The sequence below is a fragment of the Streptomyces sp. NPDC034111 genome (genome assembly GCF_055575375.1).
This window is the reverse complement of the sequence record NZ_JBVIST010000034.1, coordinates 1-25,115: the sequence shown is the minus strand read 5'-3', so window position 1 is coordinate 25,115 and position 25,115 is coordinate 1. Positions and strand designations below refer to the sequence as shown.

General features: G+C 70.5%; 24 protein-coding genes. 5 read left to right on the top strand and 19 right to left on the bottom strand.

All coding sequences use genetic code 11. From position 1 onward, the window contains the following. From ACZ55A_RS36650 to ACZ55A_RS36640, 3 genes are all read right to left on the bottom strand, one after another. The coding region (locus tag ACZ55A_RS36650; RefSeq protein ID WP_468849370.1) for a class I SAM-dependent RNA methyltransferase at positions 1-824 on the bottom strand (824 nt) is incomplete at its 3' end. Positions 825-969: 145 nt separating this feature from the next. Next, the gene (locus ACZ55A_RS36645) at positions 970-3,021 is read right to left on the bottom strand and encodes an APC family permease (RefSeq protein ID WP_468849368.1); all 2,052 of its coding nucleotides are present in this window, start codon (positions 3,019-3,021) and stop codon (positions 970-972) included. A 203-nt stretch (positions 3,022-3,224) separates the two neighbouring features. Continuing rightward, positions 3,225-5,213, bottom strand: a complete 1,989-nt coding sequence (locus ACZ55A_RS36640) for an NAD-binding protein (RefSeq protein WP_468849373.1) — start codon at positions 5,211-5,213, stop codon at positions 3,225-3,227. A gap of 328 nt (positions 5,214-5,541) precedes the next feature. Between ACZ55A_RS36640 and ACZ55A_RS36635 the strand changes: the two genes are divergently transcribed. Together ACZ55A_RS36635 and ACZ55A_RS36630 are read left to right on the top strand one after the other, a co-directional pair. Then, positions 5,542-6,210 (top strand): potassium channel family protein, encoded by a 669-nt coding sequence (locus ACZ55A_RS36635; protein ID WP_468849366.1) that lies wholly within the window; start codon positions 5,542-5,544, stop codon positions 6,208-6,210. Further along, positions 6,207-6,878 (top strand): potassium channel family protein, encoded by a 672-nt coding sequence (locus ACZ55A_RS36630; protein ID WP_030088864.1) that lies wholly within the window; start codon positions 6,207-6,209, stop codon positions 6,876-6,878. The genes ACZ55A_RS36635 and ACZ55A_RS36630 overlap by 4 nt, the downstream gene beginning before the upstream one ends. A gap of 120 nt (positions 6,879-6,998) precedes the next feature. On the opposite strand, the gene ACZ55A_RS36625 is transcribed toward ACZ55A_RS36630, so the two are convergent. The 4 genes from ACZ55A_RS36625 to ACZ55A_RS36610 form a co-directional block, all read right to left on the bottom strand. After that, entirely contained in the window at positions 6,999-7,874 is an 876-nt protein-coding gene (locus ACZ55A_RS36625; RefSeq protein ID WP_468849363.1) for a DUF3159 domain-containing protein, read from the bottom strand. Positions 7,875-7,877: 3 nt separating this feature from the next. Beyond that, positions 7,878-8,276: an OB-fold nucleic acid binding domain-containing protein gene (locus ACZ55A_RS36620; protein ID WP_468849361.1), complete on the bottom strand. Its 399-nt coding sequence runs from the start codon at positions 8,274-8,276 to the stop codon at positions 7,878-7,880. A gap of 216 nt (positions 8,277-8,492) precedes the next feature. Next, complete coding sequence (locus ACZ55A_RS36615; protein WP_468849359.1) at positions 8,493-9,176, bottom strand: response regulator; 684 nt, start codon at positions 9,174-9,176, stop codon at positions 8,493-8,495. A gap of 73 nt (positions 9,177-9,249) precedes the next feature. Further along, positions 9,250-11,820, bottom strand: a complete 2,571-nt coding sequence (locus ACZ55A_RS36610) for a DUF4118 domain-containing protein (RefSeq protein WP_468849357.1) — start codon at positions 11,818-11,820, stop codon at positions 9,250-9,252. Between the two features lie 286 nt (positions 11,821-12,106). Between ACZ55A_RS36610 and ACZ55A_RS36605 the strand changes: the two genes are divergently transcribed. Further along, positions 12,107-12,718 carry a GNAT family N-acetyltransferase gene (locus tag ACZ55A_RS36605; protein WP_468849355.1) on the top strand — a complete coding sequence of 204 codons (612 nt, stop codon included), beginning with the start codon at positions 12,107-12,109 and terminating at the stop codon, positions 12,716-12,718. 208 nt (positions 12,719-12,926) lie between these two features. Here the strand turns inward: ACZ55A_RS36605 and ACZ55A_RS36600 are convergent, their stop codons facing one another. Both ACZ55A_RS36600 and ACZ55A_RS36595 read right to left on the bottom strand, forming a co-directional pair. Beyond that, positions 12,927-13,499, bottom strand: coding sequence for a DUF2867 domain-containing protein (locus ACZ55A_RS36600; protein WP_468849353.1), 573 nt, complete (start codon positions 13,497-13,499; stop codon positions 12,927-12,929). Further along, on the bottom strand, positions 13,496-14,179 hold the full coding sequence (locus ACZ55A_RS36595; RefSeq protein WP_468849351.1) for a TetR family transcriptional regulator: 684 nt from the start codon (positions 14,177-14,179) through the stop codon (positions 13,496-13,498). Before ACZ55A_RS36595 ends, ACZ55A_RS36600 begins: the two co-directional genes overlap by 4 nt. 154 nt (positions 14,180-14,333) lie before the next feature. Here ACZ55A_RS36595 and ACZ55A_RS36590 point away from each other — a divergent pair, with 154 nt between their 5' ends. Then, a complete protein-coding gene (locus ACZ55A_RS36590; protein ID WP_468849349.1) occupies positions 14,334-14,810 on the top strand; it encodes a hypothetical protein in 477 nt (158 codons plus the stop codon). A 50-nt stretch (positions 14,811-14,860) separates the two neighbouring features. Here ACZ55A_RS36590 and ACZ55A_RS36585 read toward each other — a convergent pair whose 3' ends face one another. The 8 genes from ACZ55A_RS36585 to ACZ55A_RS36550 form a co-directional block, all read right to left on the bottom strand. Then, positions 14,861-15,547 carry an ABC transporter ATP-binding protein gene (locus tag ACZ55A_RS36585; RefSeq protein WP_468849347.1) on the bottom strand — a complete coding sequence of 229 codons (687 nt, stop codon included), beginning with the start codon at positions 15,545-15,547 and terminating at the stop codon, positions 14,861-14,863. Positions 15,548-16,016: 469 nt separating this feature from the next. Then, positions 16,017-16,688 carry a potassium-transporting ATPase subunit KdpC gene (gene kdpC / locus ACZ55A_RS36580; RefSeq protein ID WP_468849345.1) on the bottom strand — a complete coding sequence of 224 codons (672 nt, stop codon included), beginning with the start codon at positions 16,686-16,688 and terminating at the stop codon, positions 16,017-16,019. A gap of 5 nt (positions 16,689-16,693) precedes the next feature. Further along, positions 16,694-18,838 carry a potassium-transporting ATPase subunit KdpB gene (gene kdpB / locus ACZ55A_RS36575; protein ID WP_468849343.1) on the bottom strand — a complete coding sequence of 715 codons (2,145 nt, stop codon included), beginning with the start codon at positions 18,836-18,838 and terminating at the stop codon, positions 16,694-16,696. After that, complete coding sequence (kdpA, locus tag ACZ55A_RS36570; RefSeq protein ID WP_468849371.1) at positions 18,835-20,511, bottom strand: potassium-transporting ATPase subunit KdpA; 1,677 nt, start codon at positions 20,509-20,511, stop codon at positions 18,835-18,837. Before kdpA ends, kdpB begins: the two co-directional genes overlap by 4 nt. Before the next feature lie 31 nt (positions 20,512-20,542). Continuing rightward, entirely contained in the window at positions 20,543-20,632 is a 90-nt protein-coding gene (gene kdpF, locus ACZ55A_RS36565) for a K(+)-transporting ATPase subunit F (RefSeq protein WP_397926523.1), read from the bottom strand. Between the two features lie 326 nt (positions 20,633-20,958). Beyond that, on the bottom strand, positions 20,959-21,726 hold the full coding sequence (locus tag ACZ55A_RS36560; protein WP_468849340.1) for a DUF3710 domain-containing protein: 768 nt from the start codon (positions 21,724-21,726) through the stop codon (positions 20,959-20,961). Position 21,727: 1 nt separating this feature from the next. Then, on the bottom strand, positions 21,728-22,249 hold the full coding sequence (gene dut, locus ACZ55A_RS36555; protein WP_033267324.1) for a dUTP diphosphatase: 522 nt from the start codon (positions 22,247-22,249) through the stop codon (positions 21,728-21,730). Continuing rightward, positions 22,246-22,848 carry a PaaI family thioesterase gene (locus ACZ55A_RS36550; protein ID WP_468849338.1) on the bottom strand — a complete coding sequence of 201 codons (603 nt, stop codon included), beginning with the start codon at positions 22,846-22,848 and terminating at the stop codon, positions 22,246-22,248. Before ACZ55A_RS36550 ends, dut begins: the two co-directional genes overlap by 4 nt. A gap of 58 nt (positions 22,849-22,906) precedes the next feature. Here ACZ55A_RS36550 and ACZ55A_RS36545 point away from each other — a divergent pair, with 58 nt between their 5' ends. Further along, positions 22,907-23,350, top strand: coding sequence for a DUF3093 domain-containing protein (locus ACZ55A_RS36545; protein ID WP_468849337.1), 444 nt, complete (start codon positions 22,907-22,909; stop codon positions 23,348-23,350). Between the two features lie 20 nt (positions 23,351-23,370). Here the strand turns inward: ACZ55A_RS36545 and ACZ55A_RS36540 are convergent, their stop codons facing one another. Together ACZ55A_RS36540 and ACZ55A_RS36535 are read right to left on the bottom strand one after the other, a co-directional pair. Beyond that, positions 23,371-24,195: a hypothetical protein gene (locus ACZ55A_RS36540; RefSeq protein WP_468849335.1), complete on the bottom strand. Its 825-nt coding sequence runs from the start codon at positions 24,193-24,195 to the stop codon at positions 23,371-23,373. A 14-nt stretch (positions 24,196-24,209) separates the two neighbouring features. Continuing rightward, positions 24,210-24,509: a DUF4193 domain-containing protein gene (locus ACZ55A_RS36535; protein ID WP_033267328.1), complete on the bottom strand. Its 300-nt coding sequence runs from the start codon at positions 24,507-24,509 to the stop codon at positions 24,210-24,212. Positions 24,510-25,115: the final 606 nt, after the last annotated feature.

Genomic DNA, 25,115 nt, shown 5'->3' with positions numbered 1-25,115 from the left:
TTCGGGTGGACCTGCCAGAAGCCGCCGTTGCCGACGCGCCAGGTGCGGCCGGCGGCGCGTTCGCGGACGAAGGGGCGGCCGTGGACGCGGTGGACCCCGCCGTCCTTCTCGTTGACGCGGAGGACGGAGACCGGCTTGTCGAGTTCGACGATCGGGAGGCGGCCGCCCGGCTTGGGGGTGAGGATGACCTGGCGATCGTGGGAGCCGGTGGCGGCGATGGCCTCGACGGTGGCGATCTGGGGCCAGTTGCGGTTCTCGATGCCGAGTTCGGAGACGCCGGGGGCGGCGATCATGCAGTGGGTGATCGGCTCGATGTCGTGCGAGCGGTGCTTGCGCAGGCCCGCGCGGCCTTCGGCGTCGACGGCGTACTGGACGCGGGTGCGCCAGGCCGGGACCTCGCCCTTGGCGACCTTGTCGCCGGGGGCGGGCTCGACCGTGCCGTCCCAGCCGGCGTCCTCGGGTGAGAGGCCGGCCAGCCGCTGGAGCTGTTCGGCGATGACCGCGGACTTCAGACGGCGCTGGGCGCCGGGTGCGGCGTGCTGCCAGTCGCAGCCGCCGCAGCGGCCGGGGCCGGAGAAGGGGCAGGGGGCCTCGACCCTGTCCTTGGAGGCTTCGAGGATCGAGACGGCGTCGGTGCGCAGGAAGCGGGCGCCTTCCTCGCCGTCGGTGACGCGGGCGATGACGCGCTCGCCGGGCAGGGCGTGGCGTACGAAGAGGACCTGGCCCTCCTCGGTGCGGGCGATGCAGTGGCCGCCGTGCGCGACCGGGCCGACCTCGACCTCGTACTCCTCGCCGACCAGCGACTTCTTGGGTTCTGCCTGCATGGCGGGAGGGCTCCTGAGGTGGGTGGAACGAGGGGACGGTGGCCGGCCCCTGGAGGGAGGCCAGCCGTCAAGTCTACGTCCCGGCGTGCCATGCCCGGTCGCGCGCCCGGCCGGTCCTGCGCCGGCCCGCGACCGGGGCCGGCCGCTACTTCTTGGTCGCCGCCTTCTCCTTCTTCGGCTGGCTGACCGGGCCGCGGCGTACCGCCCCCGGAGCGTTCCACTCCGCGCGCTTGCGGGCGCGCAGCTTGGCGGCCTCGGAGGAGTCCAGCTGCCAGGGAACGGAGGTGACCATGACGCCGGGGGTGAAGAGGAGCCGTCCCTTGAGGCGCAGCGCGGACTGGTTGTGGAGCAGGTGCTCGTACCAGTGGCCGACGACGTACTCGGGGATGTAGACGGAGACGGCGGCGCGGGGGCTCTCCCGGCGCAGTGACTTGACGTAGTCGATGATCGGGCGGGTGATCTCGCGGTACGGGGAGGCCAGGATCTTCAGGGGTACCTCGATGCCGCGGCGCTCCCACTCCTCGCGCAGGGCCTTGGTGTCGGCCCGGTCGACGTCCACGCTGACCGCTTCCAGGGTGTCGGAGCGCATCAGCTTGGCGTAGTTCAGGGCGCGCAGGGTGGGCTTGTGCACCTTGGAGACCAGGACGAGGGAGTGCACCCGGGAGGGGCGTACGACGTCGTCGTCGGGGGTCTCTTCGGCGGCGATCTCGTCGGCGACCCGGTCGTAGTGGCGGCGGATCGCGGACATGGTCACAAAGAAGATGACCATGCCGAGCAGCGCCACCCAGGCGCCGTGGGTGAACTTCGTCAGGAGGACGACGACCAGGACGAGGCCGGTGAAGAAGGCGCCGAAGGCGTTGATGGCGCGGGAGCGGTGCATCCGGCGGCGCTCAGCCGGGTCCTTCTCGGTGAGCAGATGGCGGTTCCAGTGACGGACCATGCCGATCTGGCTGAGGGTGAAGGAGACGAAGACGCCGACGATGTAGAGCTGGATGAGGCGGGTGGAGTCCGCGCCGTAGAGGTAGACGAGGATCGCCGCCGCACCGGCCAGCAGGACGATGCCGTTGGAGAACGCCAGCCGGTCGCCGCGGGTGTGCAGCTGGCGGGGCAGATAGCGGTCCTGGGCGAGGATCGAGCCGAGCAGCGGGAAGCCGTTGTAGGCGGTGTTGGCGGCGAGGAAGAGGACCAGGGCGGTGGCGGCGGCCAGCACGACGAACAGGAACGAGCCGTTGCCGAAGACGGCGGAGGCGACCTGGGAGATGACCGGGTCCTGGGTGTAGCCGGCGCCGACCGGTTTGCCGTGGTCGAGCAGATCCGTGGCGGGGGTCTCCGCCATCCTCACGTGGGTGGCCATGGCCAGGGCGATGATGCCGCAGAACATGGTGACGGCCAGGCCGCCCATGAGGGCGAGGGTGGTCGCCGCGTTCTTGGACTTGGGCTTGCGGAAGGCCGGCACGCCGTTGGAGATCGCCTCGACGCCGGTGAGCGCGGCACAGCCGGAGGAGAAGGCGCGCAGCAGGAGGAAGACCAGCGCGAGACCGGCCAGCCCGCCCTGTTCGGCGTGGATCGTGTAGTCGGCGGTGGGGGCCTTCATGGTGTCGCCCATGACCACGGCGCGGATGACGCCCCAGATGATCATGATGAAGACGCCGGCGACGAAGACGTACGTCGGGATCGCGAAGAGCTTGCCGGACTCCTTGACGCCGCGCAGGTTCATCAAGGTCAGCAGGACTATGACCACGATCGCGCAGAGGGTCTTGTGTTCGACGACGAACGGGATCGCCGAGCCCAGGTTCTCGATTCCGGAGGAGATGGAGACCGCGACGGTCAGCACATAGTCGACCAGCAGTGCGCTGGCGACGGTGAGACCGGCCCTGGCGCCGAGGTTGGTGTTGGCGACCTCGTAGTCACCGCCACCGCTCGGGTAGGCGTGCACGTTCTGCCGGTACGACGCGACGACCGTGAACATCAGAACCACGACCGCGACCGCGATCCAGGGGCTGAAGCTGTACGCAGAGACACCCGCGACGGACAGGACCAGCAGCACCTCGCCCGGCGCATAGGCCACGGAGGAGAGCGGGTCGGAGGCGAAGACGGGGAGTGCGATGCGCTTGGGCAGCAGGGTCTCGCCGAGCCGGTCGCTGCGCAGTGCGCGCCCGATCAAGATCCGTTTGGGCACGTCGGTCAGTTTGGACACCCGAGGATGTTAAGGGTTGGTCAACGCTCGTGCCCAGCCGCCGACCCGACCGGGTACAGGCGGGGCCGGGACGAGGCGCCGCCGGCCTGCCCGGGAGCGCGGTCCGGCCCGGTCCCTGCACAGGATCCGCACGTCGCGCGCACGCCGTCCGCGGCCGCGGGCGGGCCCGGTGGTCTTCATCACGTCGGCCCGCCCGGCGTCCGTCACACCGGTCCGGCCACCCCGGCCCCTGCGGTCCGTGAGCGCCCGGCGTGCAGCGCCCCCAGGCCCTGCCGGGTGGCGACCAGCAGCACCCGGTCCTGGGGCCGCAGCACATAGTCGTCGCCCAGCTCGTGCACCAGCTGTGCCGGCTCGCGCTCCTTCTCCGGCGGCGGGGCGGCCGCGGCGGCCGGCTCGGGGTCGTCGGGCGCGGCGGTGTCGACCGCCAGCACCCGCAGCCGCCCCGGCCGCAGCACCTCGCCGAGCGTACGGCCCTCCAGTGCCGCATGGCCGCGCACCTCGACCCGGGCGACCAGCAACACCCGGCGCTCGACCGGGATCGCCCCCAGGATCTGCCGCCCCATCATCGCGCCGGCGAAGGCGGGCGCGGCCAGGAAGGAGGTGCTGCGGCTGCGGGTCAGCGCCCGCGGATGTGCGGCGCGCAGGGTGCGGTAGACGGCGGTGGCGAACCGGTCGTCGAAGAGCCGCAGCGTCACCCGCAGCTGCGGGTGGACCGAGCGGGCGTAGAGGGCGGCCTCCAGATTCGTGGTGTCCTCGCTGGTCAGCGCGAGCAGGGTGGCGGACCGTTCGATCATCGCGGCCTCCAGGACGCCTTCCTGGGTGACGTCCCCCAGGACGGTCGGCACCCGCAGCCGACGGGCCAGCGCGATGCCCCTGGCCTCCGGGTCGCCCTCGATGCACACGACGGGGATGCCCAGCTCGTGCAGCCGGGCCAGCACCCGGGTGCCGACCTTGCCGAGGCCGAGCAGCACCACATGCCCCGACAGTCCGCGCGGCGGACGCCGGAGCGCCGCGGCGCTGCGGAAGGTGCCCAGCCCCTCGAAGGCCGCCGCGACCAGCACCGGCAGCAGCAACAGACCGGTCAGCCCGGACAGCAGCTGAAGGATCTTGCGGGGCAGCGGCTCATCGACCGCCGGATCGTTGATCGCGAAGAGATCCAGCAGCGTGAGGTAGGCGGCGTGCACCGGATTCTCGCCGAGGGTGACCCAGGAGGCGATGGCCAGCGCCAGCACCGCGCCCACGACACCGGCCAGCGACCAGCGCAGCCGCCGGGAGAAGAGCGAGGCGAGCGGTGCGCCCCGGCCGCGCAGCCAGCGCCGGCGCACCGTGTGCCCCGTATAGGAGACGGTCTCCAGGACGACGGTCCCGCAGCCGACGGCAGAGGCGGCCTCGGCCTCGTCCGGCAGCAGGACGGGCCCCTCGTCGCTGCCCGAACTCTGCGCGTCCGAGGGGGAGTTGGCGGCGGACGCGGGGTCGCTGGCGGAGGGGGAGAGCAGCGCGAGGGTGCACAGAGCCGGGCCGCCGGGCCGGCCGGGAGGCACCGGCGCACGCTCCGCGGCCCGCAGCAGCAGCCCGTCCGCCTCGATGACCTTGCTGGTGCCGGCGACCGCGGTGGCCGCCAGGGCGGGGGCCACGGTGTCGGCGTCGGACAGGACGGTCGTGGAGGCATCGTCCGCGGCGGCGCCGGCGGCAGGACCGGCATCCCCGGCGCCGGGGGACGTGACCATCGCGGCCTGGTCCAGCAGTTCCTCCAGATGCTGCCCCAGTTTGCGGTTGTAGAGCCGGATGACCAGCCGCAGCCGGGGGTTGAGCCGGCGGGCCCGCAGCGCGGCGTGGATGTTGAGTTCATCGTCGTCGTAGACCAGGGCCAGCGCCTCGGCCTCGGCGATGCCCGCCGCGCTCAGCGCCGCGTCGTCCGGCTGCGCCGACTCCAGGATCCGTACGGCCTCCTCCGGCGCCTCGCCCTCCCCGTCGGCCGGTGGCTCGGACGGCGGCAGCGAGGTACGGGCCATCGCCGCCGAGACCCGGCCGAGCAGCGCGGTGGCCCGGTCGAGCGCGCGGGCCGGCGGTGGGATCCGGGGACGGTGCGTCTCGCGGGCGGAGGGGACGACCAGCGTCACCCGTTCGCCGTAGACGTCCCGGAGCTCGGCGGCGAGCCGGTGCGCGAGCGCATCGTCGCCGCAGACCACCATGTGCGGGGCGGAGTAGCCCTGTTGGGGCTGGAGAGGCAGATTGGGCACACCTCGTAGCGTGCCTTACGGGCCTCCCGCGGCGCAGCCCGGCGCGGGAAGCGGTCGCACCCGACGGCCGGCCGCAACCGATCGGTGCCCACCGCGCCCCCTACGGGAAGCGGCATTACGGATACGGTTGTACCGGACCACGGTGCGCCCGGCGCTCCCGCTGCCGCACCCGGTCCGTGTCACGAGCTCGGGCCTCGTGTCGCCGGTACTGGGAGAAGAAGGTAGTGAGCAGGGTGTTTGTGCAGGTCAGCGCGCTAGTACAGGGCACGGGGTAATCAGCATGCACATCGTCATCATGGGGTGCGGGCGGGTGGGCTCCGCGCTCGCGCAGACCTTGGAGAGCCAGGGTCACACCATCGCGGTGGTCGACCGGGACCCGACCGCGTTCCGCCGCCTGGGCTCGACCTTCGGCGGCCGCCGGGTGACCGGCGTCGGCTTCGACCAGGACACGCTGCGTGAGGCCGGCATCGAGGAGGCGGGCGCCTTCGCGGCCGTCTCCAGCGGTGACAACTCCAACATCATCGCCGCCCGGGTGGCCCGCGAGATGTTCGGCGTCGAGAACGTCGCCGCCCGTATCTACGACCCGCGGCGTGCCGAGGTCTACCAGCGCCTGGGCATCCCCACCGTCGCCACCGTCCGCTGGACGGCCGACCAGATGCTGCGCCGGCTGCTGCCGTCGGGCGCCGAACCGCTGTGGCGGGACCCCAGCGGGGGCGTCCAGCTCGCCGAGGTGCACACCGCCCCCTCCTGGGTCGGGCACAAGATCAGCACGCTTCAGGAGGCGACCGGCGTCCGCGTCGCCTTCCTCACCCGGCTGGGCGAAGCAATGCTGCCGACCTCGCAGACCGTGTTGCAGGAGGGCGATCTGGTGCACGTCATGATGCGCACCGACGAGGTCGAGAAGGTCGAAGCGGCATTCGCCACGGGTCCTGAGGGAGCGCACACATGAGGGTCGCAATCGCGGGTGCGGGGGCGGTGGGCCGATCCATCGCCGGAGAGCTCCTGGAAAACGGTCACGAGATCCTGCTCATCGACAAGGCGCCGACCGCCATCTCGGTCGAGCGGGTGCCGCTGGCGGAGTGGCTGCTGGCCGATGCCTGCGAGATCACCTCGCTCGACGAGGCGGCGCTCCAGCGCTGCAACGTCGTCATCGCGGCGACCGGCGACGACAAGGTCAACCTGGTCGTCTCGCTGCTCGCCAAGACCGAGTACGGCGTACCCCGGGTGGTCGCCCGGGTGAACAACCCGAAGAACGAGTGGCTGTTCAACGAGTCCTGGGGCGTGGATGTCGCGGTCTCGACGCCGCGCCTGATGTCGGCGCTGGTCGAGGAGGCGGTGAGCGTCGGTGACCTGGTGCGGCTGCTGCGCTTCAGCCACGGCGACGCCAACCTCGTCGAGCTGACGCTGCCGCCCGAGGCCGCACTGGCCGGCACCCGGGTCGGCGATGTGGAGTGGCCCGAGGACACCTCCCTGGTCACGATCATCCGCGGGACGCGGGTGCTCACGCCCAACAAGGAGGACGCGCTGGAGGCGGGCGACGAGCTGCTGTTCGTGGCGGCGCAGTCGCGCGAGGAGCAGCTGGAGGATCTGCTGTCGGTGCGGCGCGAGGACGCCTAGACAGCCCCTGGCACCGCGCCGGATATGCAGTGAACGCCGGGGGCCCGGGAACGATACGTCTCGTTCCCGGGCCCCCGGCGTTCGGTGTGTACGCAGAGGCGCCGGCCGGTCGCCGACGGGTCAGCGGCGGTGGCGCGGCTTCCCCCGCGGCGGGCGGTCGGTGCCGGCCTCCGCGGCGGCCTCCGCCACCACGTCCCCGAAGATTTCGTCGGCGACCACGTCCAGGACCTCGCGCTCCTTGCGGCGCCGCTCCGCGGCCTCCTCCTCCGCCTTCTCCTTCGCTTCCATCTCGGCGAAGACGTCGATCGGCGCCGGCGCCTTCATCAGGAAGACCCAGGTGAGGTAGACCGCGAGCAGGAACGGCGGGATCTTCAGCGCGATCAGCACCCAGCCGAGCTGGGTGGTGTCCGCCCACCAGTACAGCGGGAAGAGCACCGCGCACTTGGCGAGCAGGATCAGCCCCCAGGCCCAGCTGGCCTTGGCGTACGCCTTCTTCCGGCCCGGGTTACGGGTGCGCCAGGAGAGGTTCTCCTTGAACACCGGGCCCAGGATCAGCCCGATCAGCGGGACCCCGGCGAGCGTGGTGACGATGTACGCCACCGCCAGCCCGAGGGTGTAGAGCATGCCCGGCAGGTAGAAGTCCTTGGCGTTGCCGGTCATCATCGCGAAGACCACGCCGAAGGCCACCCCGAAGACGCCGCTGAAGGCGTGCTTGATGGTGTCCTTACGGATCAGGCGGATGGCCGCCAGCACCAGCGAGACGGCCAGTGCGGCGATCGCCGAGATGTGCAGGTCCTTGTTGACCGTGAAGATCGCGACGAACAGCAGGCCGGGGACCACGGTCTCCACCATGCCGCGGACCCCGCCGAACGCCTCGAACAGCGCCGCTTCGGTGGTCTGTCTGCCGTCGGCCGCAGGCCCCGGCGAGGGGTCTGCGGAGGCTTCGGTGCGGCGCTGGTCATCCGCGTCAGTGGTCGGTCGGTCGTAAGACGTCACCGGCTACTCCTGTCCGAGCGGTCGGAGTTCGTACTTCGGGTTGAAGAGCACCCGGCGTCCGTGGCTCAAGGAGACCCGGCCCGAGGCGATGAGCTTACGGCCCGGCTCGATCCCGACGATGGAGCGGCGTCCGAGCCACACCACATCGAGCGCCGCGGAGCCGTCGAACAGCTCCGCCTCGAGCGCGGGCACACCGGCACGCGGCCGCAGCGTGACATGCCGCAGGGTGCCGGTGACCTTCACTATCTGGCGGTCGTCACAGTCGCTGATACGGGTACACCCCGCGTCCTGCGCATCCTGCTGCAACTCGGCGGACTGCAACTCCTCCTCGGAGGAGGACAGCCTGTCGAGCATCCGGCGGAAGCGACCGGCCGGCTTCTCGGGTCGGGTACCAGCACTCATGCACCCAGCGTACCGGTGCCCGGCCCGGCGAATAACGGCGTCCACAGCGGTCTTTCGGACGGCCGACGAGCCGACGAGCCCCGCCTCCTGCCGCCATGCCGCCCGCGGACCCGCACCTCACTGCTCGAACCGATACCCCATCCCCGGCTCGGTGATGCTGTGTCCCCCGGGGGCCAACCCCCGGACCCCCGGCCGGCCCCACCCCGGACCCGCACCTCACTGCTCGAACCGATACCCCATCCCCGGCTCGGTGATGAAGTGCCTCGGGTGGGAGGGGTCGCTCTCCAGCTTGCGGCGGAGCTGGGCCATGTAGACCCGCAGATAGTTGGTCTCGGTGCCGTACGAGGGGCCCCAGACCTCCTGGAGCAGTTGCTTCTGGCTGACCAGCCGCCCGGCGTTGCGGACCAGGACCTCCAGCAGGTGCCACTCCGTCGGGGTGAGCCGGATGTCCCGGCCGCCGCGGTTGACCTTCTTGGCCGCGAGGTCGACGGTGAAGCCCTCGGTCTCCACGATCACCTCGTCGTCGGCCGGCCCGGTGGGCTCGGCCCGCCGCACCGCCGCCCGCAGCCGGGCCAGCAGCTCGTCCATGCCGAACGGCTTGGTCACATAGTCGTCCGCGCCCGCGTCCAGCGCCTCCACCTTCTCGTCGGAGGTCTGCCGCGCGGAGAGCACCAGGATCGGCACCCGCGTCCAGCCCCGCAGCCCCTTGATCACCTCGACCCCGTCCATATCGGGGAGGCCGAGGTCCAGGACGATGACATCGGGGTGGCGGGCGGCCGCGAGCTTGAGGGCGGTGGCCCCGTCGGGGGCGGCGTCGACCTCGTACTTGCGCGCTTTCAGGTTGATCACGAGGGCGCGGACGATCTGCGGCTCGTCATCGACCACAAGCACCCGGTTCACTGGCGTTCTCCTCGTGGTGTCGTCTCCTCGCGGGCCGACCCCGCGGGTGTGTGGTGAGTGCGGTCCGTACGGCTCATGTCGTGACCTGAGCCGGAAGGTCGGGCATGACCGGCGGCCGGCCGACCGCGGCCCGCAGGGTCAGCACCATGGTCATACCGCCTCCGGGGGTGTCCTCGGCAGCGAGCGTGCCGCCCATCGCCTCCGCGAAGCCACGCGCCACGGCCAGGCCGAGACCCACGCCCGCGCCGCGCGGGGCGTCGCCATAGCGCTGGAACGGTTCGAAGATCCGGTCCTTGGCGCTGTCGGGCACGCCCGGACCGCGGTCGGCGATCCGCAGCTCCACCCGGTCGCCGAGCGCGCTGGCCGCGACCAGCACCGCCTCGCCGTCCGGGCTGTACTTCACGGCGTTCTCGACGAGATTGGCGACCGAACGTTCCAGCAGCCCCGGATCGACCGCCACCATCGGCAGCTCCTCAGGGATGTCGAGGGTGACGCTGCCCTCCGGTACGCCGCCCAGCGCCATCGGCACCACCTCGTCGAGGTCGATCTCGCGGATCAGCGGGGTGACCGTGCCGGTCTGCAACCGGGACATGTCCAGCAGATTGCCCACCAGGTGGTCCAGCCGGTCCGCGCCCGCCTCGATACCGGCCAGCAGCTCCGCCTCGTCCTCCGGGGACCAGGCGACGTCGTCGGAGCGCAGGGAGGTGACGGAGGCCTTGATGCTCGCCAGCGGGGTGCGCAGATCGTGGCTGACCGCGGCCAGCAGCGCCGTACGGATGCGGTTGCCCTCGGCCAGCTCGCGGGCCCGCTCCGCCTCCCCCACCAGCCGCTGCCGGTCCAGTACGACGGCGGCCTGGGCGGCGAACGCGGCCAGTACCCGGCGGTCCTCCGCGGGCAGCACCCGGCCGGTCAGCGCCAGCGCCATATGGTCGCCCACCGGCATGTCGACGTCCGCGTCCTCGGGACGCAGCAGCGGCTTGTCCTCGGCACTGCCGGTGCTGTCGGAGCCATCGGCCCGGCCCGCACAGGTCCACGGGTCGACATCGCTGCGGCGCTCCAGCAGCGCCACGGTGTCCATGCCGAAGGTCTCCCGCACCCGCTCCAGCAGGGCGTTCAGCGTCGTCTCACCGCGCAGCACGCTGCCCGCGAGGAAGGAAAGGATCTCCGACTCGGCGCGCAGCCTGGCGGCCTGATCGGTGCGGCGGGCGGCGAGGTCCACCACCGAGGCGACGGACACCGCCACCGCGAAGAAGATCACGATGGCAACGATGTTCTTGGGGTCGTCGACCGTGAGGGTGTGGGTGGGCGGCGTGAAGTAGAAGTTCAGCAGCAGCGAGCCGACCGCGGCCGACGCCAGCGCCGGCAGCCGACCGCCGAGCAGCGCCGCGACGACGGTCAGGAACAGGAACAGCAGGACGTCATTGGCCAGCCCGGGACCGTTGGCGAGGCTGGTCAGCAGCAACGAGAGCAGCACGGGACCGGCGACGCCGACGAGCCAGCCGGCGATGATCCGGGCCCGCCCCAGCCGCGCGCCGCGGGCCACCGGCAGCCCCCGGCCCTTGGCGACCTCCTCGTGGGTGACGATGTGCACGTCGAGGTCGGGTCCGGAGTCGCGGGCGACTGTCGCGCCCACCCCCGGCCCGAAGACGTACTGCCAGGCCTTGCGGCGGCTCGACCCCAGCACGATCTGGGTGGCGTTCACCCCGCGGGCGAACTCCAGCAGCGCGCTCGGTATGTCGTCGCCGATGACGTGATGAAACGTCCCTCCCAGGTCTTCGACCAGGGTGCGCTGGACGGCGAGTTCCTTCGGCGAGGCCGAGGTCAGCCCGTCACTGCGGGCTATGTAGACGGCGAGCACCTCGCTCCCCGACCCCTTGGCCGCCATCCGGGCCGCGCGGCGGATGAGCGTACGCCCCTCCGGCCCGCCCGTCAGCCCGACGACGATCCGCTCACGCGCCTGCCAGGTCGAGCGGATGGAATGCTCGGCGCGGTACTCCTGGAGGTACTCGTCGACCCGGTCGGCGACCCAGAGCAGGGCCAGCTCGCGCAGCGCGGTGAGGTTGCCCGGCCGGAAGTAGTGGGAGAGCGCGGCGTCCACCTTGTCGGGCTGGTAGATGTTGCCGTGCGCCATACGACGCCGGATCGCCTGTGGCGACATGTCGACCAGCTCGATCTGGTCGGCCCGCCGGACGATCTCGTCCGGCACGGTCTCGCGCTGCCGGACGCCCGTTATCGACTCGACGACATCCCCGAGCGACTCCAGGTGCTGGATGTTGACCGTCGAGATCACATGGATCCCGGCTTCCAGCAGCTCCTCGATGTCCTGCCAGCGCTTGTGGTTGCGCGAGCCGGGCACATTGGTGTGCGCCAGCTCGTCGACGACTGCCACGGCCGGCTTGCGCTCCAGGACCGCGTCGACGTCCATTTCGGTGAAGGTGGCGCCGCGGTACTCCAGCTCCCGGCGCTGGATCTGCTCCAGACCGTGCAGCATGACCTCGGTCCGCGGTCTGCCGTGGTGCTCGACGAATGCCACCACGACGTCCGTGCCGCGCTCGACGCGACGGTGCGCCTCGGACAGCATCGAGTACGTCTTGCCGACGCCCGGTGCCGCACCGAGGTATATCCGTAGCTTGCCGCGTGCCATGGCCTCATTGTCTTACGTGAAGGCGGCCCCCACCGGGCTGAACCTGGTGCGACCCTACCGACCGGCCAACGGAACAAAAGCCTCGGATGACGACTTCGAGCCCGGTCTTGACGCGACTCTGATACGGGGCGCGGGAGGGGTTACGGGGCGTGGGAGGGGTGGGGCGGAGCGCGCGGTCATGGGGGCGGGCGTTTCCCGGGGCAGCTGACGGGGGACGCGGAGGAACCGGTCGGGTGTCCGGAAAAATGCCGTCGCCGCGCCCCGGCCCACCTGCGACCATGCCCATATGACCGAGGCTCACCTCCCGGCGTCCGGGACCGCCGCCCACCTCACCGTGCGGACGACGGACCACGCCGGCACCGCCCCGACCGACCTCCGCCTCGCCCACACCGCCGATCTGGACCCGCAGACCCTGAAGGCGGCCCGCGCACTCCTCTACGACGTCTTCGACGACATGACGGCCGAGGACTGGGAGCACGCCCTCGGCGGTCTGCATGCCCTGGTCCACGAGGACGGCGCACTGATCGGGCATGCGTCCGTGGTCCAGCGCCGCCTGCTGCACGGCGGCCGGGCGCTGCGCTGCGGATACGTCGAGGGCGTGGCCGTGCGCGCGGACCGGCGCGGCCGGGGCCATGGCGCGGCCATGATGGACGCCCTGGAGCGGGTGATCCGCGGCGGCTACGACCTCGGCGCACTGGGTGCCTCCGACGAGGCTGCCGCCTTCTACTCGGCCCGCGGCTGGCAGCTCTGGCGCGGCCCCTCCTCGACCCTCACCCCCGACGGCATCCGGCGCACCCCCGACGAGGACGGCTGCCTCTACGTCCTCCCCACCCCCGCAACCCCCCTCGACCTCGACACCGACCTCACCTGCGACTGGCGCGAAGGCGACGTCTGGTAAGCGGGCTCCCTCTCCTCTCCCACGGGTCCCGTCTCAACCAGCGGCTCAACTCCTCGTCAATCTCTTTGCGGTGGGGTGCCGAGACCGCGTGCTCGGCCCGCGGCCTCGCTGTGACTGAATGCGATGGCGCCCCGTCGGTCACGTCCGCGATCGGCCGCACTCCGAGCATGGCCGAACGGTTGGTCACCGTCGTCGAGGCGCCGGCCGGCTATGAGGTGGCCCGCCACCCGCTCTCGTAACTGCGCATCAGGGCCGGGTACACGAAGAGGTACCGGAACGGCTTGATCGCGGCCATGTAGGCCTTTCCGAACACGCCGTTGGGCTTCACCAGGACAGCCATCTGACCGCGATAGCCCCCTGACCCGTCCGGGACCCAGCCGAGGTGCATGACCGTGTGCACCGTCCGGTTGGCCAGCTCGGCCGCCCACTCGTCGTCACACAGGTAGAGCGAGTTGAACCTCGGCAGCTCCGGACCACGCGGAGCATCTCGCAGCTCGGCCGGCAGGCGGTCCCGCAGGGTCGCGGTCCTCGCGCCGAGCCCGGCGTCCGGGCGGTCCCAGCCGCACACCGCGCCGATCTTCCACCGGAGCGCCCAGAGCACGCGGACGATGAGCGGGGAGTCGCCGGGGAAGTCACGGGACACCATCACCGCCAGCAACCTGTTGAAGTCGTCCGGGCCTCCTGGCGTCGGCAGCGCCCACACGTCCTCGACCTCGAAGTCATGGGCCACTTCGTGTATCCGCCAGGGACGAGTGGTGTGTGCGGTGCTGGGGAGTCTCATCGGTGGGCCTCCGTGTGGGTGTGCGCAGCTGGGACGGCGCCCCCTGAGCTCTGTGGGTCGGCCGTGAGGGGCGCGGGCGGCAGACCGAGCACGCCCCTGACCGCCCTTTCGGCGAGCTCGACGTCGAAGGGGGCGTGTCCTGCGATTTGGATGACGAGCCCCGAAAGGGCACCGAGATACGCCAGCGCCGTCTCCTGGGGCGGCGGGCCGGGCGGGATCGCGCCGCTGCGGCGTCCGGCATCGATCCAGCCGGCGCAGTCGGCGATGAGCCGCTCACCGATCTCGTCGAGGGCCCGGCCGACCGGATGGTCCTGGTCGGCGAACTCGATCTGCAACGTCATCATGACGCGGGCCACGTCGCGGCGGCAGTAAACGGCGTGGCCCCGCGCCATCACCAGCAGGGCATCGACCGGGTCGGCCGCCTCGGCGGCCTGCCGGCCGACCTCGGCGTTCCAGGTCTCCTCAACCCACTTCACCACCGCCAGTGCCAGCTCTTCCTTGTTGGCGAACTGGTGGTACAGCGCGCCACGTGTATAGCCCGCCTCGCCGGCCACGCGCTCCAGCACCAAGTTGGCGTACCCGTACCGGGACAGCCCACGAGCCGCGGCCTCCAGCAGAGCACTCCTGGTCCGGGCCCGACGGTCCGCCTGCGTCCGCCGGCCGCCCTTCGAGGTCTCCATCAGGGGCACCTCGCTTCACATACAGACATGGATGTATGTTACCTGACGGACGCAGCACCGCTACTGGGCTGACCCGAGAGGAGCCAGGCGTATGAACGTCGGACCAGGAACCAACCACAGCGTGGATCCAGGCAGTTCACCTGAGAGGACCTCCATGACAACCGCCCGGCAACAACACGACATCCCGGAGTCGATCCGGTCCCTCAGCACGATGGCCGACCCCGACCACATCGACCTCTTCACCCTCACGACCAGTGAGGCCTCGGACTGGTCACCCGAGCAGTGGGCCCGTGTCATGTTCGAAGACATCGCGGGCCGGCAGGGGCAGGTCATCTGGCGCATACTCCTCGGCCTGCGCCTCAAGAGGCGAGGTACGCCGGGCCACCTGGCCGGCTGGAAGATCGCTGATGGCGGCGACGACTGGATCAGACTGGAGGCGAACTCCTGGTTCCTGACCGGCCATCTCGTCGTCCAGGCCGGCGACGGCCAGGTGTCGTTGGCGACGTTCTTGAAGTACGACCGTCCGGCAGTGGCGGCACGCATCTGGACGCCGGCATCCGCAAAACACCGCGCGGTGGCGCCCAGCCTGTTGCAGCAGGCGCACAACGCCCTACGGTCGGGAACGCGCTGACGATCCCACCCGTTGCCGACGCTCTGGAAGGCTGTAATTCAGCCCGCAGTTCAGCCGGCGTCGGCTTCGCTCCGGTCCGTTATCAGGCCGTCGTTCAGTTCAAGGACGCGGTCGGCGAGGCCGAGGAGGTTGGGGTCGTGGGTGGCGACGAGGGCAGTAACGCCTTCGCTGTGGACCACTGCGCGCAGCAGTTCCATCACCTCCATGCCCGTGTCGGCGTCCAGTTGGCCGGTCGGTTCATCGGCGATCAGCAGGGCGGGATGGTTGGCGAGTGCGCGGGCTATGGCCACGCGTTGTTGCTGGCCACCGGAGAGCTCACCAGGTCTCTGCTCGGCGTGGTCGGCGAGGCCCACCAGGGACAGCAGCAGTGCGACGCGCTCTTCGCGCTCGCGCGGTGGGACCTTGCGCAGCCGCAGCGGCACTCCGACGTTTTCGGCGGCGGTGAGTATCGGGATCAGCCCGAAGGACTGGAAGACGAAACCTATGCGGTCGCGGCGCATTTCCAGCAGTTCGCTCTCACCGAGGTCGGCGAGCGGCGTGCCGTCGACGGTGATCCGTCCGGAGTCCGGGGAGTCCAGGCCACCGATGAGGTTGAGGAGGGTGGTCTTGCCGGACCCGGAGCGGCCGCGCAGGGCGACCAGTTCGCCGCGCGGGACGCGGCAGGAGACCCCGCGCAGGGCGTGTACGGCGCCGGCGCCGCTGCCGTAGCTACGGTGCAGATCCTCTGCGACGACCATGGCGTCGAGGACTTGCGCACCGGCTGAGGCAGAGGTCGTGGCCGCGGTCGCGGCCGCGGCCGCCCGGCGCTCACCGGTTGGGCTTCCCGTTGTCACTGCGGTGGTGGCTCCCGTGGTGACTTCCGTGGTGACTTCCGTGGTGGTTTCTGTTGCGCTTCCGCTTCGGCTTGTCCTGTCGTTCATGAGCCTTCCCCCGCTCCCCCGTGTTTGCTCAACTTCCCGGCGAAGGGCAGGTATTGGGCTGATCGCTTCGGTCGCTTCGGTCGCTTCGGATCGCCCAGCGCTGGGCTGCGCTGCCCGCCGGTGATGTCAGTATGCGTACCGCTCGAATCGGCAGGCAACGCCTGTGGATAACTCTGGATCAGCCCGGGGAACCACGCGACGGCCCCCGGGGCATCTGCTCCCCGGGGGCCACCGTTGCGCTCTTCTCGGCAGTGGTCAGCTCTCGCCCTGGCCCTTGGCCCCTACCTCACCCGGCCGCCACCAACTCCTTCAGCGCGACGTTCAACTCCAGAACATTCACCCGCGGTTCGCCCATGAAGCCCAGGATGCGCCCGTCGGTGTGGTGCTCGACCAGCTGACGCACCTTGGCGGCGGGCAGACGGTTCTCCCTGGCCACCCGGTCGGCCTGAAGCTGCGCGTACTCCGGCGAGATGTCCGGGTCGAGGCCGGAGCCGGAGGAGGTGACCGCGTCCGCCGGGACCTTCGAGGCGGGGACGCCGTACGTGTCGGAGACCCACTTCTTCCGTTCGTTCACCGCCTTGACGAGGTCGGTGTTGGAGGCGCCCAGGTTGGAGGCACCGGAGACCTGGAGGTCGTACTGGGTGTTGACGCCGTTGGTCCTGTTGCTGCCCAGTCCCGCCGACGGGCGCGGCTGGAAGAACCTGAGATCCGGGATCGGGTTGCCGTTCTTGTCCTTGCCCTTTTCCTTGCCTTTGTCGTAGCGCTGGCCGAGCAGGGCCGAACCGACGACCTTGCCGTGGGACTCCACCTCGGAGCCGTTGGCCTTGTGGTGGAAGGCCGCCTGCGCCACTCCGGTGACCACCAGCGGGTACAGGACCCCGCAGATCACGGTCAGGACGAGCAGGGCGCGTACCCCTGCTCCGATCAACCGGGCGGTGTTGCTTACCGAGTTGTTCATGGCGGTCACCCGATCCCGGGGATGAGGGAGATGAGCAGGTCGATGAGTTTGATGCCGATGAACGGGGCGATCAGGCCGCCGAGCCCGTAGACGGCGAGGTTGCGGCGCAGCATCTTGTCGGCGCTGACCGGGCGGTACTGCACGCCTTTGAGGGCGAGCGGGACCAGCGCGACGATGATCAGCGCGTTGAAGACGATCGCCGAGAGGATCGCCGAGTTGGGGCTGGAGAGCCGCATGATGTTCAGAGTGTCCAGGCCCGGGTAAGCCACCGCGAACATCGCCGGGATGATCGCGAAGTACTTCGCGACATCGTTGGCGATCGAGAAGGTCGTCAGTGCGCCCCGGGTGATCAGCAGTTGCTTGCCGATCTCGACGATCTCGATGAGCTTGGTCGGGTTCGAGTCGAGGTCGACCATGTTGCCGGCCTCCTTGGCGGCCGACGTTCCGGTGTTCATCGCCACGCCGACGTCCGCCTGGGCGAGGGCCGGAGCGTCGTTCGTCCCGTCGCCGGTCATGGCGACCAGCTTGCCGCCGGCCTGTTCGCGCTTGATGAGCGCCATCTTGTCCTCGGGGGTGGCTTCCGCGAGGAAGTCGTCCACGCCCGCCTCGTCGGCGATGGCCTTGGCCGTCAGCGGGTTGTCGCCCGTGATCATGACGGTCTTGATGCCCATCTTGCGCAGCTCGTCGAAGCGTTCGCGCATGCCTTCCTTGACGACGTCCTTGAGGTGGATGACCCCCAGGACGCGTGGCCCGCGCTCGTCCTCCAGCGCGACCAGCAGCGGGGTGCCACCGGCCTGCGAGATGGCGTCGGTGAGCTGCTGGGCGTCGTCGGCGACCTCGCCGCCGCGCTCCTGGACCCAGGCGATGACCGAACCCGACGCGCCCTTGCGGACCTTGCGGCCGTCGATGTCCACACCCGACATACGGGTCTGGGCGGTGAAGGCGATCCACTCGGCGTGCTCCAGCTCGCCCTGGTGGCGCTCGCGCAGCCCGTACTTCTCCTTGGCGAGGACGACGATGGAGCGGCCCTCGGGCGTCTCGTCGGCCAGCGAGGAGAGCTGGGCGGCGTCCGCGACCTCGGCCTCGGTGGTCCCGCGTACGGGGACGAACTCGGCGGCCTGGCGGTTGCCGAGGGTGATGGTGCCGGTCTTGTCCAGCAGCAGCGTGGAGACATCGCCCGCGGCTTCGACGGCGCGGCCGGACATGGCCAGGACGTTGCGCTGGACGAGCCGGTCCATTCCGGCGATGCCGATGGCCGAGAGCAGCGCGCCGATCGTCGTCGGGATCAGGCAGACCAGCAGGGCGAGCAGCACGATCATGGGCTGCTCGGCGCCCGCGTAGATCGCGAACGGCTGGAGGGTGACGACGGCGAGCAGGAAGACGATGGTGAGCGAGGCCAGCAGGATGTTCAGGGCGATCTCGTTGGGGGTCTTCTGCCGTGCGGCGCCCTCGACGAGGTTGATCATCCGGTCGATGAAGGTCTCACCGGGCCTCGTCGTGATCTTGATGACGATGCGGTCGGAGAGCACCTTGGTGCCGCCCGTGACGGCGGAGCGGTCACCGCCGGACTCGCGGATCACCGGAGCCGATTCGCCGGTGATCGCCGACTCGTCGACGGAGGCGACGCCTTCGACGACATCGCCGTCACCGGGGATGATGTCGCCGGCCTCGCAGACCACCAGGTCACCGATGCGCAGCTCGGTCCCCGGAACCTGCTCCTCGGCCTCACCGTTGAGCCGGCGCGCCACGGTGTCGGTCTTGGCCTTGCGGAGCGTGTCGGCCTGGGCCTTGCCGCGGCCCTCGGCGACCGCCTCGGCCAGGTTGGCGAAGATGACGGTCAGCCACAGCCAGACGGCGATCGCCCAGCCGAACAGGTCCGAGGGTGACATGAGGGCGAAGAACGTGGTCAGCACGGAGCCGACCTCGACCACGAACATCACGGGGGACTTGACCATCACCCGCGGGTCGAGCTTGCGTATCGCGTCCGGGAAGGACTTGACCAGCTGCTTGGGGTCGAAGAGACCGCCGCCCACGCGGCCGTCGCCGGGCTGGTGCCCGCTGGGGAGGTCCTGGTGCGGAACGCGCGTCGGAGTGGCTGTCGAGCTAGGAGTCATGGAGCCGGGCTCCTCCGGTTTCACGGGGGCGGTCATGACAGGCCCTCCGCCAGCGGCCCGAGGGCCAGCGCCGGGAAGTAGGTCAGACCGGTGATGATCAGGATCGTGCCGGCGAGCAGCCCGGCGAAGAGCGGCTTTTCGGTACGCAGGGTGCCCGCGGTCTCCGGGACCGGCTTCTGCTCGGCGAGCGAGCCGGCCAGGGCGAGCACGAACACCATCGGCAGGAAGCGGCCGAGCAGCATCGCCAGACCGATCGTGGTGTTGTACCAGGGGGTGTTGGCGTTCAGGCCGGCGAAGGCGGAGCCGTTGTTGTTGGCGCCGGAGGTGAACGCGTAGAGGACCTCGGAGAAGCCGTGCGAACCGGCGTTCAGCGCCTTGGTGTTGAGCATCGAGCCCAGCGCGTCCGGCAGCACCATCGAGGCGGCGGAGAAGCCGAGCACCAGCGTCGGCGTGATGAGGAGGTAGCAGGCCGCGAGCTTGATCTCCCGGGTGCCGATCTTCTTGCCGAGGTATTCGGGCGTGCGGCCCACCATCAGGCCGGCGATGAACACCGCGATGACGGCCATGACGAGCATGCCGTAGAGGCCGGAGCCCACACCGCCGGGGGCGATCTCACCGAGCATCATGCCCAGCAGCTGGAGGCCGCCGCCGAAGGCCGTGAAGGAGGAGTGGAAGGAGTTGACGGCTCCGGTGGAGGTGAGGGTGGTGGCCACCGCGAAGATCGATGAGGCGCCGACGCCGAAGCGGGTCTCCTTGCCCTCCATGGCGGCGCCCGCGGCTTGCAGGGCCGGGCCGCCGTGCGCGAACTCGGTCCACATCATCAGGGCGGTGAAGCCGAGCCAGATGACGCCCATCGTGGCCAGGACGGCGTAGCCCTGCCGCACGTTCCCGACGAGCTTGCCGAAGGTGCGGGTCAGCGCGAACGGGATGACCAGGATCAGGAAGATCTCGAAGAGGTTGGTGAAGGCGTTGGGGTTCTCGAAGGGGTGGGCGGAGTTGGCGTTGAAGTAGCCGCCTCCGTTGGTGCCCAGCTCCTTGATGACTTCCTGGGAGGCCACCGCGCCGCCGTTGGTCTGCTGGGAGCCGCCCATGAACTGCCCGACCTCGTGGATGCCGGAGAAGTTCTGGACGGCGCCGCAGGCGACCAGGACGAGGGCGCCGATGACCGCGATCGGGACGAGCACCCGTACGGTGCCGCGCACCAGGTCGGCCCAGAAGTTGCCGAGTTCGCCGGTACGCGACCTGGCGAAGCCGCGGACGAGGGCGACGGCGACGGCGATGCCGGTGGCGGCGGAGACGAAGTTCTGCACCGCGAGACCGGCGGTCTGCACGACGTGGCCCATGGCCTGCTCGCCGCTGTAGGACTGCCAGTTGGTGTTGGCGACGAAGGACGCGGCGGTGTTGAACGCCTGGTCCGGGCTGATCGAAGCGAAGCCGAGCGACAGCGGCATACCGCCCTGGAGGCGCTGTAGCAGGTAGAGGAAGAGGACACCCGCCAGGGAGAAGGCCAGGACGGCGCGCAGGTAGGCGGGCCAGCGCATCTCGGCATCGGCATTGGCACCGATGCAGCGGTAGATGATCTTCTCGATACGGAGGTGCTTGGGGGAACTGTAGACGGCGGCCATGTAGTCGCCGAGGGGCCGGTACGCCAGGACCAGCGCCGCGATGAGCGCTGTCAGCTGGAGCACGCCCGCAAGCAGGGGGCTCATCTGGCCCGCTGCGGCAGCAGCGATCGTCACCTCAGAACCTCTCCGGGAAGACGAGCGCGAGGATCAGGTAGCCCAGCAGGGCGACGGCAACGATCAGGCCGACGATGTTCTCGACGGTCACAGCTTCGTCACCCCCTTGGCGACGAGGGCCACCAACGCGAAGACCGCGAGCGTGACGACGACGAAGGCCACGTCGGCCATCGGGTGCTCCTAGAGGGACGGGGAGACGAGGACCCCCACAGCAAAGCGCCCTTCCGGCGCGGCTTGAATGTCGTTGACGCCTCCCTTACGGCCATTGGCGCCCCGTTGACGGAATCCCTACGCGTCTGGGCCTGACCTGCACAAACACCGAGGGCCCGCACCCCCTCGACGGGGGTACGGGCCCTGCGGACCGTTATGTTCCGGCCGACCTGGGCGCTGCTGTGCGCCCCTCGGCCCCGGAGGGTGTCAGCGGATCTCGGTGATCTCCGGTCCGCGCTCCAGCCGCTCCACGCCGCCGCCGAAGCGGGACTGCTCGGCCGAATCCTGCTGCACACCGTCCGGCACCATCTGCGCGTCGTCCGGCAGCTTCAGGACGATCGGGTCGCGCGGCGCCATCGGGCCGTCGCCACGGATGACGACGGTGTCCCGGAAAATGTGCTCCAGCACGCCGGCGGCCTGCGGCTGCACCGCGCCCTGGCCCGAGATCACACCGCGCAGGAACCACCGGGGGCCGTCGACGCCGATGAAGCGCACGACCTGCACGCCGTTCGTGCCGTCCGGCAGCTGTACGGGTACCTGGGCGCGCAGCTCCCAGCCCAGCGGGCCCTCGACCTCGTCGATGACCCCGCCCTGCTGGGTGATGCCGGACGCGATCTCCTCGCGCACCTCGCCCCAGATCCCCTCGTTCCTGGGGGCGGCGAAGGCCTGCAACTGTACGGCGCTGTCCTGAAGCACCACCGTCGCGGCGACGATCGCGTCACCGGCGACCTCCACCCGCAGCTCCATGCCCTCGACACCCGGCACGTAGAGGCCGCCGAGGTCCACCCGGCCCTCGCCGGGGTCCTTGACCTCCGACGCGTCCCAGGGGCCGTCGGGACGCGGCGCGGGCGGAAGACTGAGCCGCTGCTGCGTCGCCTCGTCCTCTTCGGCGCCGCTCACCGCTTGCTCGTCGTCGAACGCGGTGTCCTTGGCCGGCTCCGCAGGAGCCTCGTTCTTCTTGCGACGTCCGAACACGTCACTGTCCTTCCCGGTCGGCACCGACCGATGCGTATTCATTCCCGCCCGTGGAGCCGTCCACCGCCGCATGACCGCCGGTGGAACCGAATCCCCCCTCGGCCCGCGCCGAGCCGGGAAGTTCCGCCACCTCGTGGAAGCGCACCTTCTCGACCTGCTGGACGACCAGTTGGGCGATCCGGTCGAACCTCTCGAACCGCACGCTCTCGCGCGGGTCGAGATTGACCACGATCACCTTGATCTCTCCACGGTACCCGGCATCCACCGTCCCGGGGGCATTCACCAGCGCCAGTCCACAGCGCGCTGCGAGCCCGGACCGGGGGTGCACAAATGCCGCATACCCGTCAGGGAGCGCGATCGACACTCCGGTGGGCAGCACGGCCCGCTCCCCCGGCGCCAGCTCGGCGGCCTCGGTGGTCACCAGATCCACGCCCGCGTCGCCGGGATGTCCGTACGACGGAACGGGCACCTCCGGGTCCAGCCGCCGCAGCAGCACATCCACCGGATTCCGTACCTGACTCACGGGTTCACCTCAAACGCACGCGTTCGCTTGACCTGGTCCGGGTCGGCCATCGCCGCCTGGATCTCCTCGGTCCTTCCGTTCTCGATGAAGTGGTCGACCTTCACCTCGATGAAGACCGCCTCGGCGCGCACCGCCACCGGGCCGTCGGGGGCGCCTATCCGCCCCACGGCCGTCGAGTAGATCTTCCGGCCGTGCACCGCGGTGGCCTTCGCGTCCAGGTGCAGCACCGTGCCCAGCGGCACCGGCCGTACGAAATCGGTCTCCAGCCGGCCGGTCACCGCGATCACCCGCAGCAGCCAGTTCAGCGAGCCGAGCGTCTCGTCCAGCGCGGTGGCCAGCACGCCGCCGTGCGCCAGGCCCGGCGCGCCCTGGTGGGCCTCCTTGACGGTGAACTCGGCCCGTACGCTCACGCCCTCGCCGGCCCGCGCCTCCAGGTGCAGGCCGTGTGGCTGGCCGTTGCCGCATCCGAAGCAGCGGTCGTAGTGCGCGCCGAGGAGTTCTCCGGGCGCCGGCGCATCGGCGTGCCGGACCGGAGCGACGGCGTCCTTCGGTGGCACCAGCCGCGGCAGCCCCGACCTCGTTCTGTCAGTTCCACTCACGAGTGCAGACCCTACCCGCGCGCATAAGGCGCCTGCGCCGCCGTGCCAAGCTGGAGCCATGCCGTCGTACGAAGAACGTCTCACCGCGCCCCGCTCCTGGTGGGTGATCGCCGCGCTGATCGGTGTCGCCTGTGCCCTGATGCTGCTCCCGGTGGGGACGCTGCCGATGCTCGGCGGGCTGATCGGCGGCGCGGCGCTGTCCGCGGTGGCGGTGAGCTCGTACGGCTCGGTGCGGATCCGGGTGGTGGGCGGTGCGCTGATCGCCGGGGACGCGAAGATCCCGGCCTCGGCGCTGGGCGAGGCCCGGGCGCTGGACGCCGAGGAGGCCCTGGCGTGGCGGACGCACAAGGCCGATGCCCGGGCCTTCATGCTGCTGCGCAGCTATGTCCGTACCGCGGTGCGGGTGGAGATCACGGATCCGGACGACCCGACGCCCTACGCCTACCTCTCGACGCGGCATCCGGAGCGTCTGGTGGCGGCGCTGGCGGCCGTACGCGCCTGAGCGGCGGCCGGGGGCCCGCGTCAGTCGCCGGGCGTGGGAGAGGCGTCCCAGGGGACCTGCCGCGTCCGCAGGTCCTTGCGGATCTTTTCGGCGAGTTTCCTGGTGTCGCGGCGGTTCATGAACGCGCCGACGGTGGCGCCGATCATGAACGGCGTGAGGTTGGGCAGATTGCGCAGTGTGCGCTTCATGATCTGCTGGCGCAGTTCGCGCTTCATCTGCCCGCCGAGGGCGGCGTTCAGCGTCGCCGGTTTGGTGAGGTCGATGCCGCGCTCCTCCGTCCAGGACGTCAGATAGGCCGTCGCGCGCTGCCGGAAGTTGCCCGGCGGCCGCAGTCCGTAGACCTCGTGGAGCTCGGCGATCAGTTTGATCTCGACCGAGGCCACGCCGGTGACCTCGGCGGCCAGCTCGGCCGGCATGGCGGGCGGTACGGGCAGCATCGCTGCCGCGCCCACGCCCGCGCCGACGGTGGCGGTGCCCGCGCAGGCGCCCGCGACCAGCTTGTCGGCCAGTTCCTCGGGGGTCAGGCCGGGGAACTGGGTCCGCAGCGTGGCCAGGTCGCGGACCGGGATGCGCGGGGCGGTGGCGATGATCCGGTCGGCGATCACGGCGAGCCAGGTCCGCACCCGGCTGCGCCGCCGGACCGCTTTGGTTCCGGTGGCATCGGGCCCAGCCGGGTCCGCGAGCGAGGCCGTGTGGCCCCGCTCCTCCAGTGCGCCGGTCGTCCGCTCCGGGGGAAGGGCGGTCGGGTCGGCGGGCACGGGCGCGGTTTCCTCGCGTGATCGTGCGCCGGCCGCCGGGCCGCTGACGCCCTTGGGGCCCTTACGGAACGGGTTCACGCCTGCCACGGCGTAGACCGGACTCAGGCCGCGCAGTCGCGGCAGATCGGCTGACCGTTCTTCTCCTCCGCCAGCTGGCTGCGGTGGTGGACCAGGAAGCAGCTCATGCAGGTGAACTCGTCCTGCTGCTTGGGCAGGACGCGCACCGCCAGCTCTTCGTTGGACAGGTCGGCGCCAGGAAGCTCCAGGCCCTCGGCCTGCTCGAACTCGTCGACGTCGACGGCCGAGGCGGACTTGTCGTTCCGCCGCGACTTCAGCTCCTCGATGCTGTCCTCGTTGAGGTCGTCATCGGTCTTGCGTGGGGTGTCGTAATCCGTAGCCATTTTCGCTCTCCCCCTCTGGGTGTCTGCGGTGTCTCAGCGCTCGTAACGCGTGAGAGGCCGGACTTGTGCCCGACCTGAGGCGGAGATTTTGCCTCACATCAAGGTCTGTTACTCAATCGACACCCAACCGCACCCCTGAAGAGGTGATCGGTTTGGATGGCGATCAGGACCGTACACGGTCCGAATGTCGCACCTCGCGGAGCCCATCACCTGTACTTCCCGTGATCCTGCCCTCCGGAAACCCGGACTTCCCCGGCATTCCACCAGGCATTTTGATCACGGAGCGTAGATGGCTGGAAAATCGCGTCTGTGAGCGATCACACACACGATGCCCGGCGGCCAGACCGGCACAATTCCGCGCAAAGCGAACGTGGCGAAGGATCCCCGCCCACCCCCCGTTTCGTCAAACCGGGAGGCGGGGCGGCGTACGGCCGCGAGACGGGCGATCGTACGCACAGATGTCCGAGGGACCGCGCAGGGGGGTCCCCAGCGGCTCCAGCGGCCGTACAACCGCCCTGTGGCCCGCCCTGAGCGGCAGGTCAGAGCGGCAGCACCACCCGCATCACCAGACCGCCGCCCTCGCGGGGCTGAGCGGTGATCGTGCCG

Coding starts and splice junctions, on each gene's coding strand:
- ACZ55A_RS36630 (WP_030088864.1), top strand. CDS start 6,207: ATGAGGGTCGCAATCGCGGGTGCGGGGGCGGTGGGCCGATCCATCGCC.
- kdpA (WP_468849371.1), bottom strand. CDS start 20,511: ATGAGCCCCCTGCTTGCGGGCGTGCTCCAGCTGACAGCGCTCATCGCG.
- ACZ55A_RS36535 (WP_033267328.1), bottom strand. CDS start 24,509: ATGGCTACGGATTACGACACCCCACGCAAGACCGATGACGACCTCAAC.
- ACZ55A_RS36595 (WP_468849351.1), bottom strand. CDS start 14,179: ATGGAGACCTCGAAGGGCGGCCGGCGGACGCAGGCGGACCGTCGGGCC.
- kdpC (WP_468849345.1), bottom strand. CDS start 16,688: ATGAACAACTCGGTAAGCAACACCGCCCGGTTGATCGGAGCAGGGGTA.
- ACZ55A_RS36635 (WP_468849366.1), top strand. CDS start 5,542: ATGCACATCGTCATCATGGGGTGCGGGCGGGTGGGCTCCGCGCTCGCG.
- ACZ55A_RS36610 (WP_468849357.1), bottom strand. CDS start 11,820: ATGGCACGCGGCAAGCTACGGATATACCTCGGTGCGGCACCGGGCGTC.
- ACZ55A_RS36620 (WP_468849361.1), bottom strand. CDS start 8,276: ATGAGTGCTGGTACCCGACCCGAGAAGCCGGCCGGTCGCTTCCGCCGG.
- ACZ55A_RS36605 (WP_468849355.1), top strand. CDS start 12,107: ATGACCGAGGCTCACCTCCCGGCGTCCGGGACCGCCGCCCACCTCACC.
- ACZ55A_RS36590 (WP_468849349.1), top strand. CDS start 14,334: ATGACAACCGCCCGGCAACAACACGACATCCCGGAGTCGATCCGGTCC.
- ACZ55A_RS36585 (WP_468849347.1), bottom strand. CDS start 15,547: ATGGTCGTCGCAGAGGATCTGCACCGTAGCTACGGCAGCGGCGCCGGC.
- ACZ55A_RS36600 (WP_468849353.1), bottom strand. CDS start 13,499: ATGAGACTCCCCAGCACCGCACACACCACTCGTCCCTGGCGGATACAC.
- kdpB (WP_468849343.1), bottom strand. CDS start 18,838: ATGACCGCCCCCGTGAAACCGGAGGAGCCCGGCTCCATGACTCCTAGC.
- ACZ55A_RS36545 (WP_468849337.1), top strand. CDS start 22,907: ATGCCGTCGTACGAAGAACGTCTCACCGCGCCCCGCTCCTGGTGGGTG.
- ACZ55A_RS36640 (WP_468849373.1), bottom strand. CDS start 5,213: ATGGTGGTCTGCGGCGACGATGCGCTCGCGCACCGGCTCGCCGCCGAG.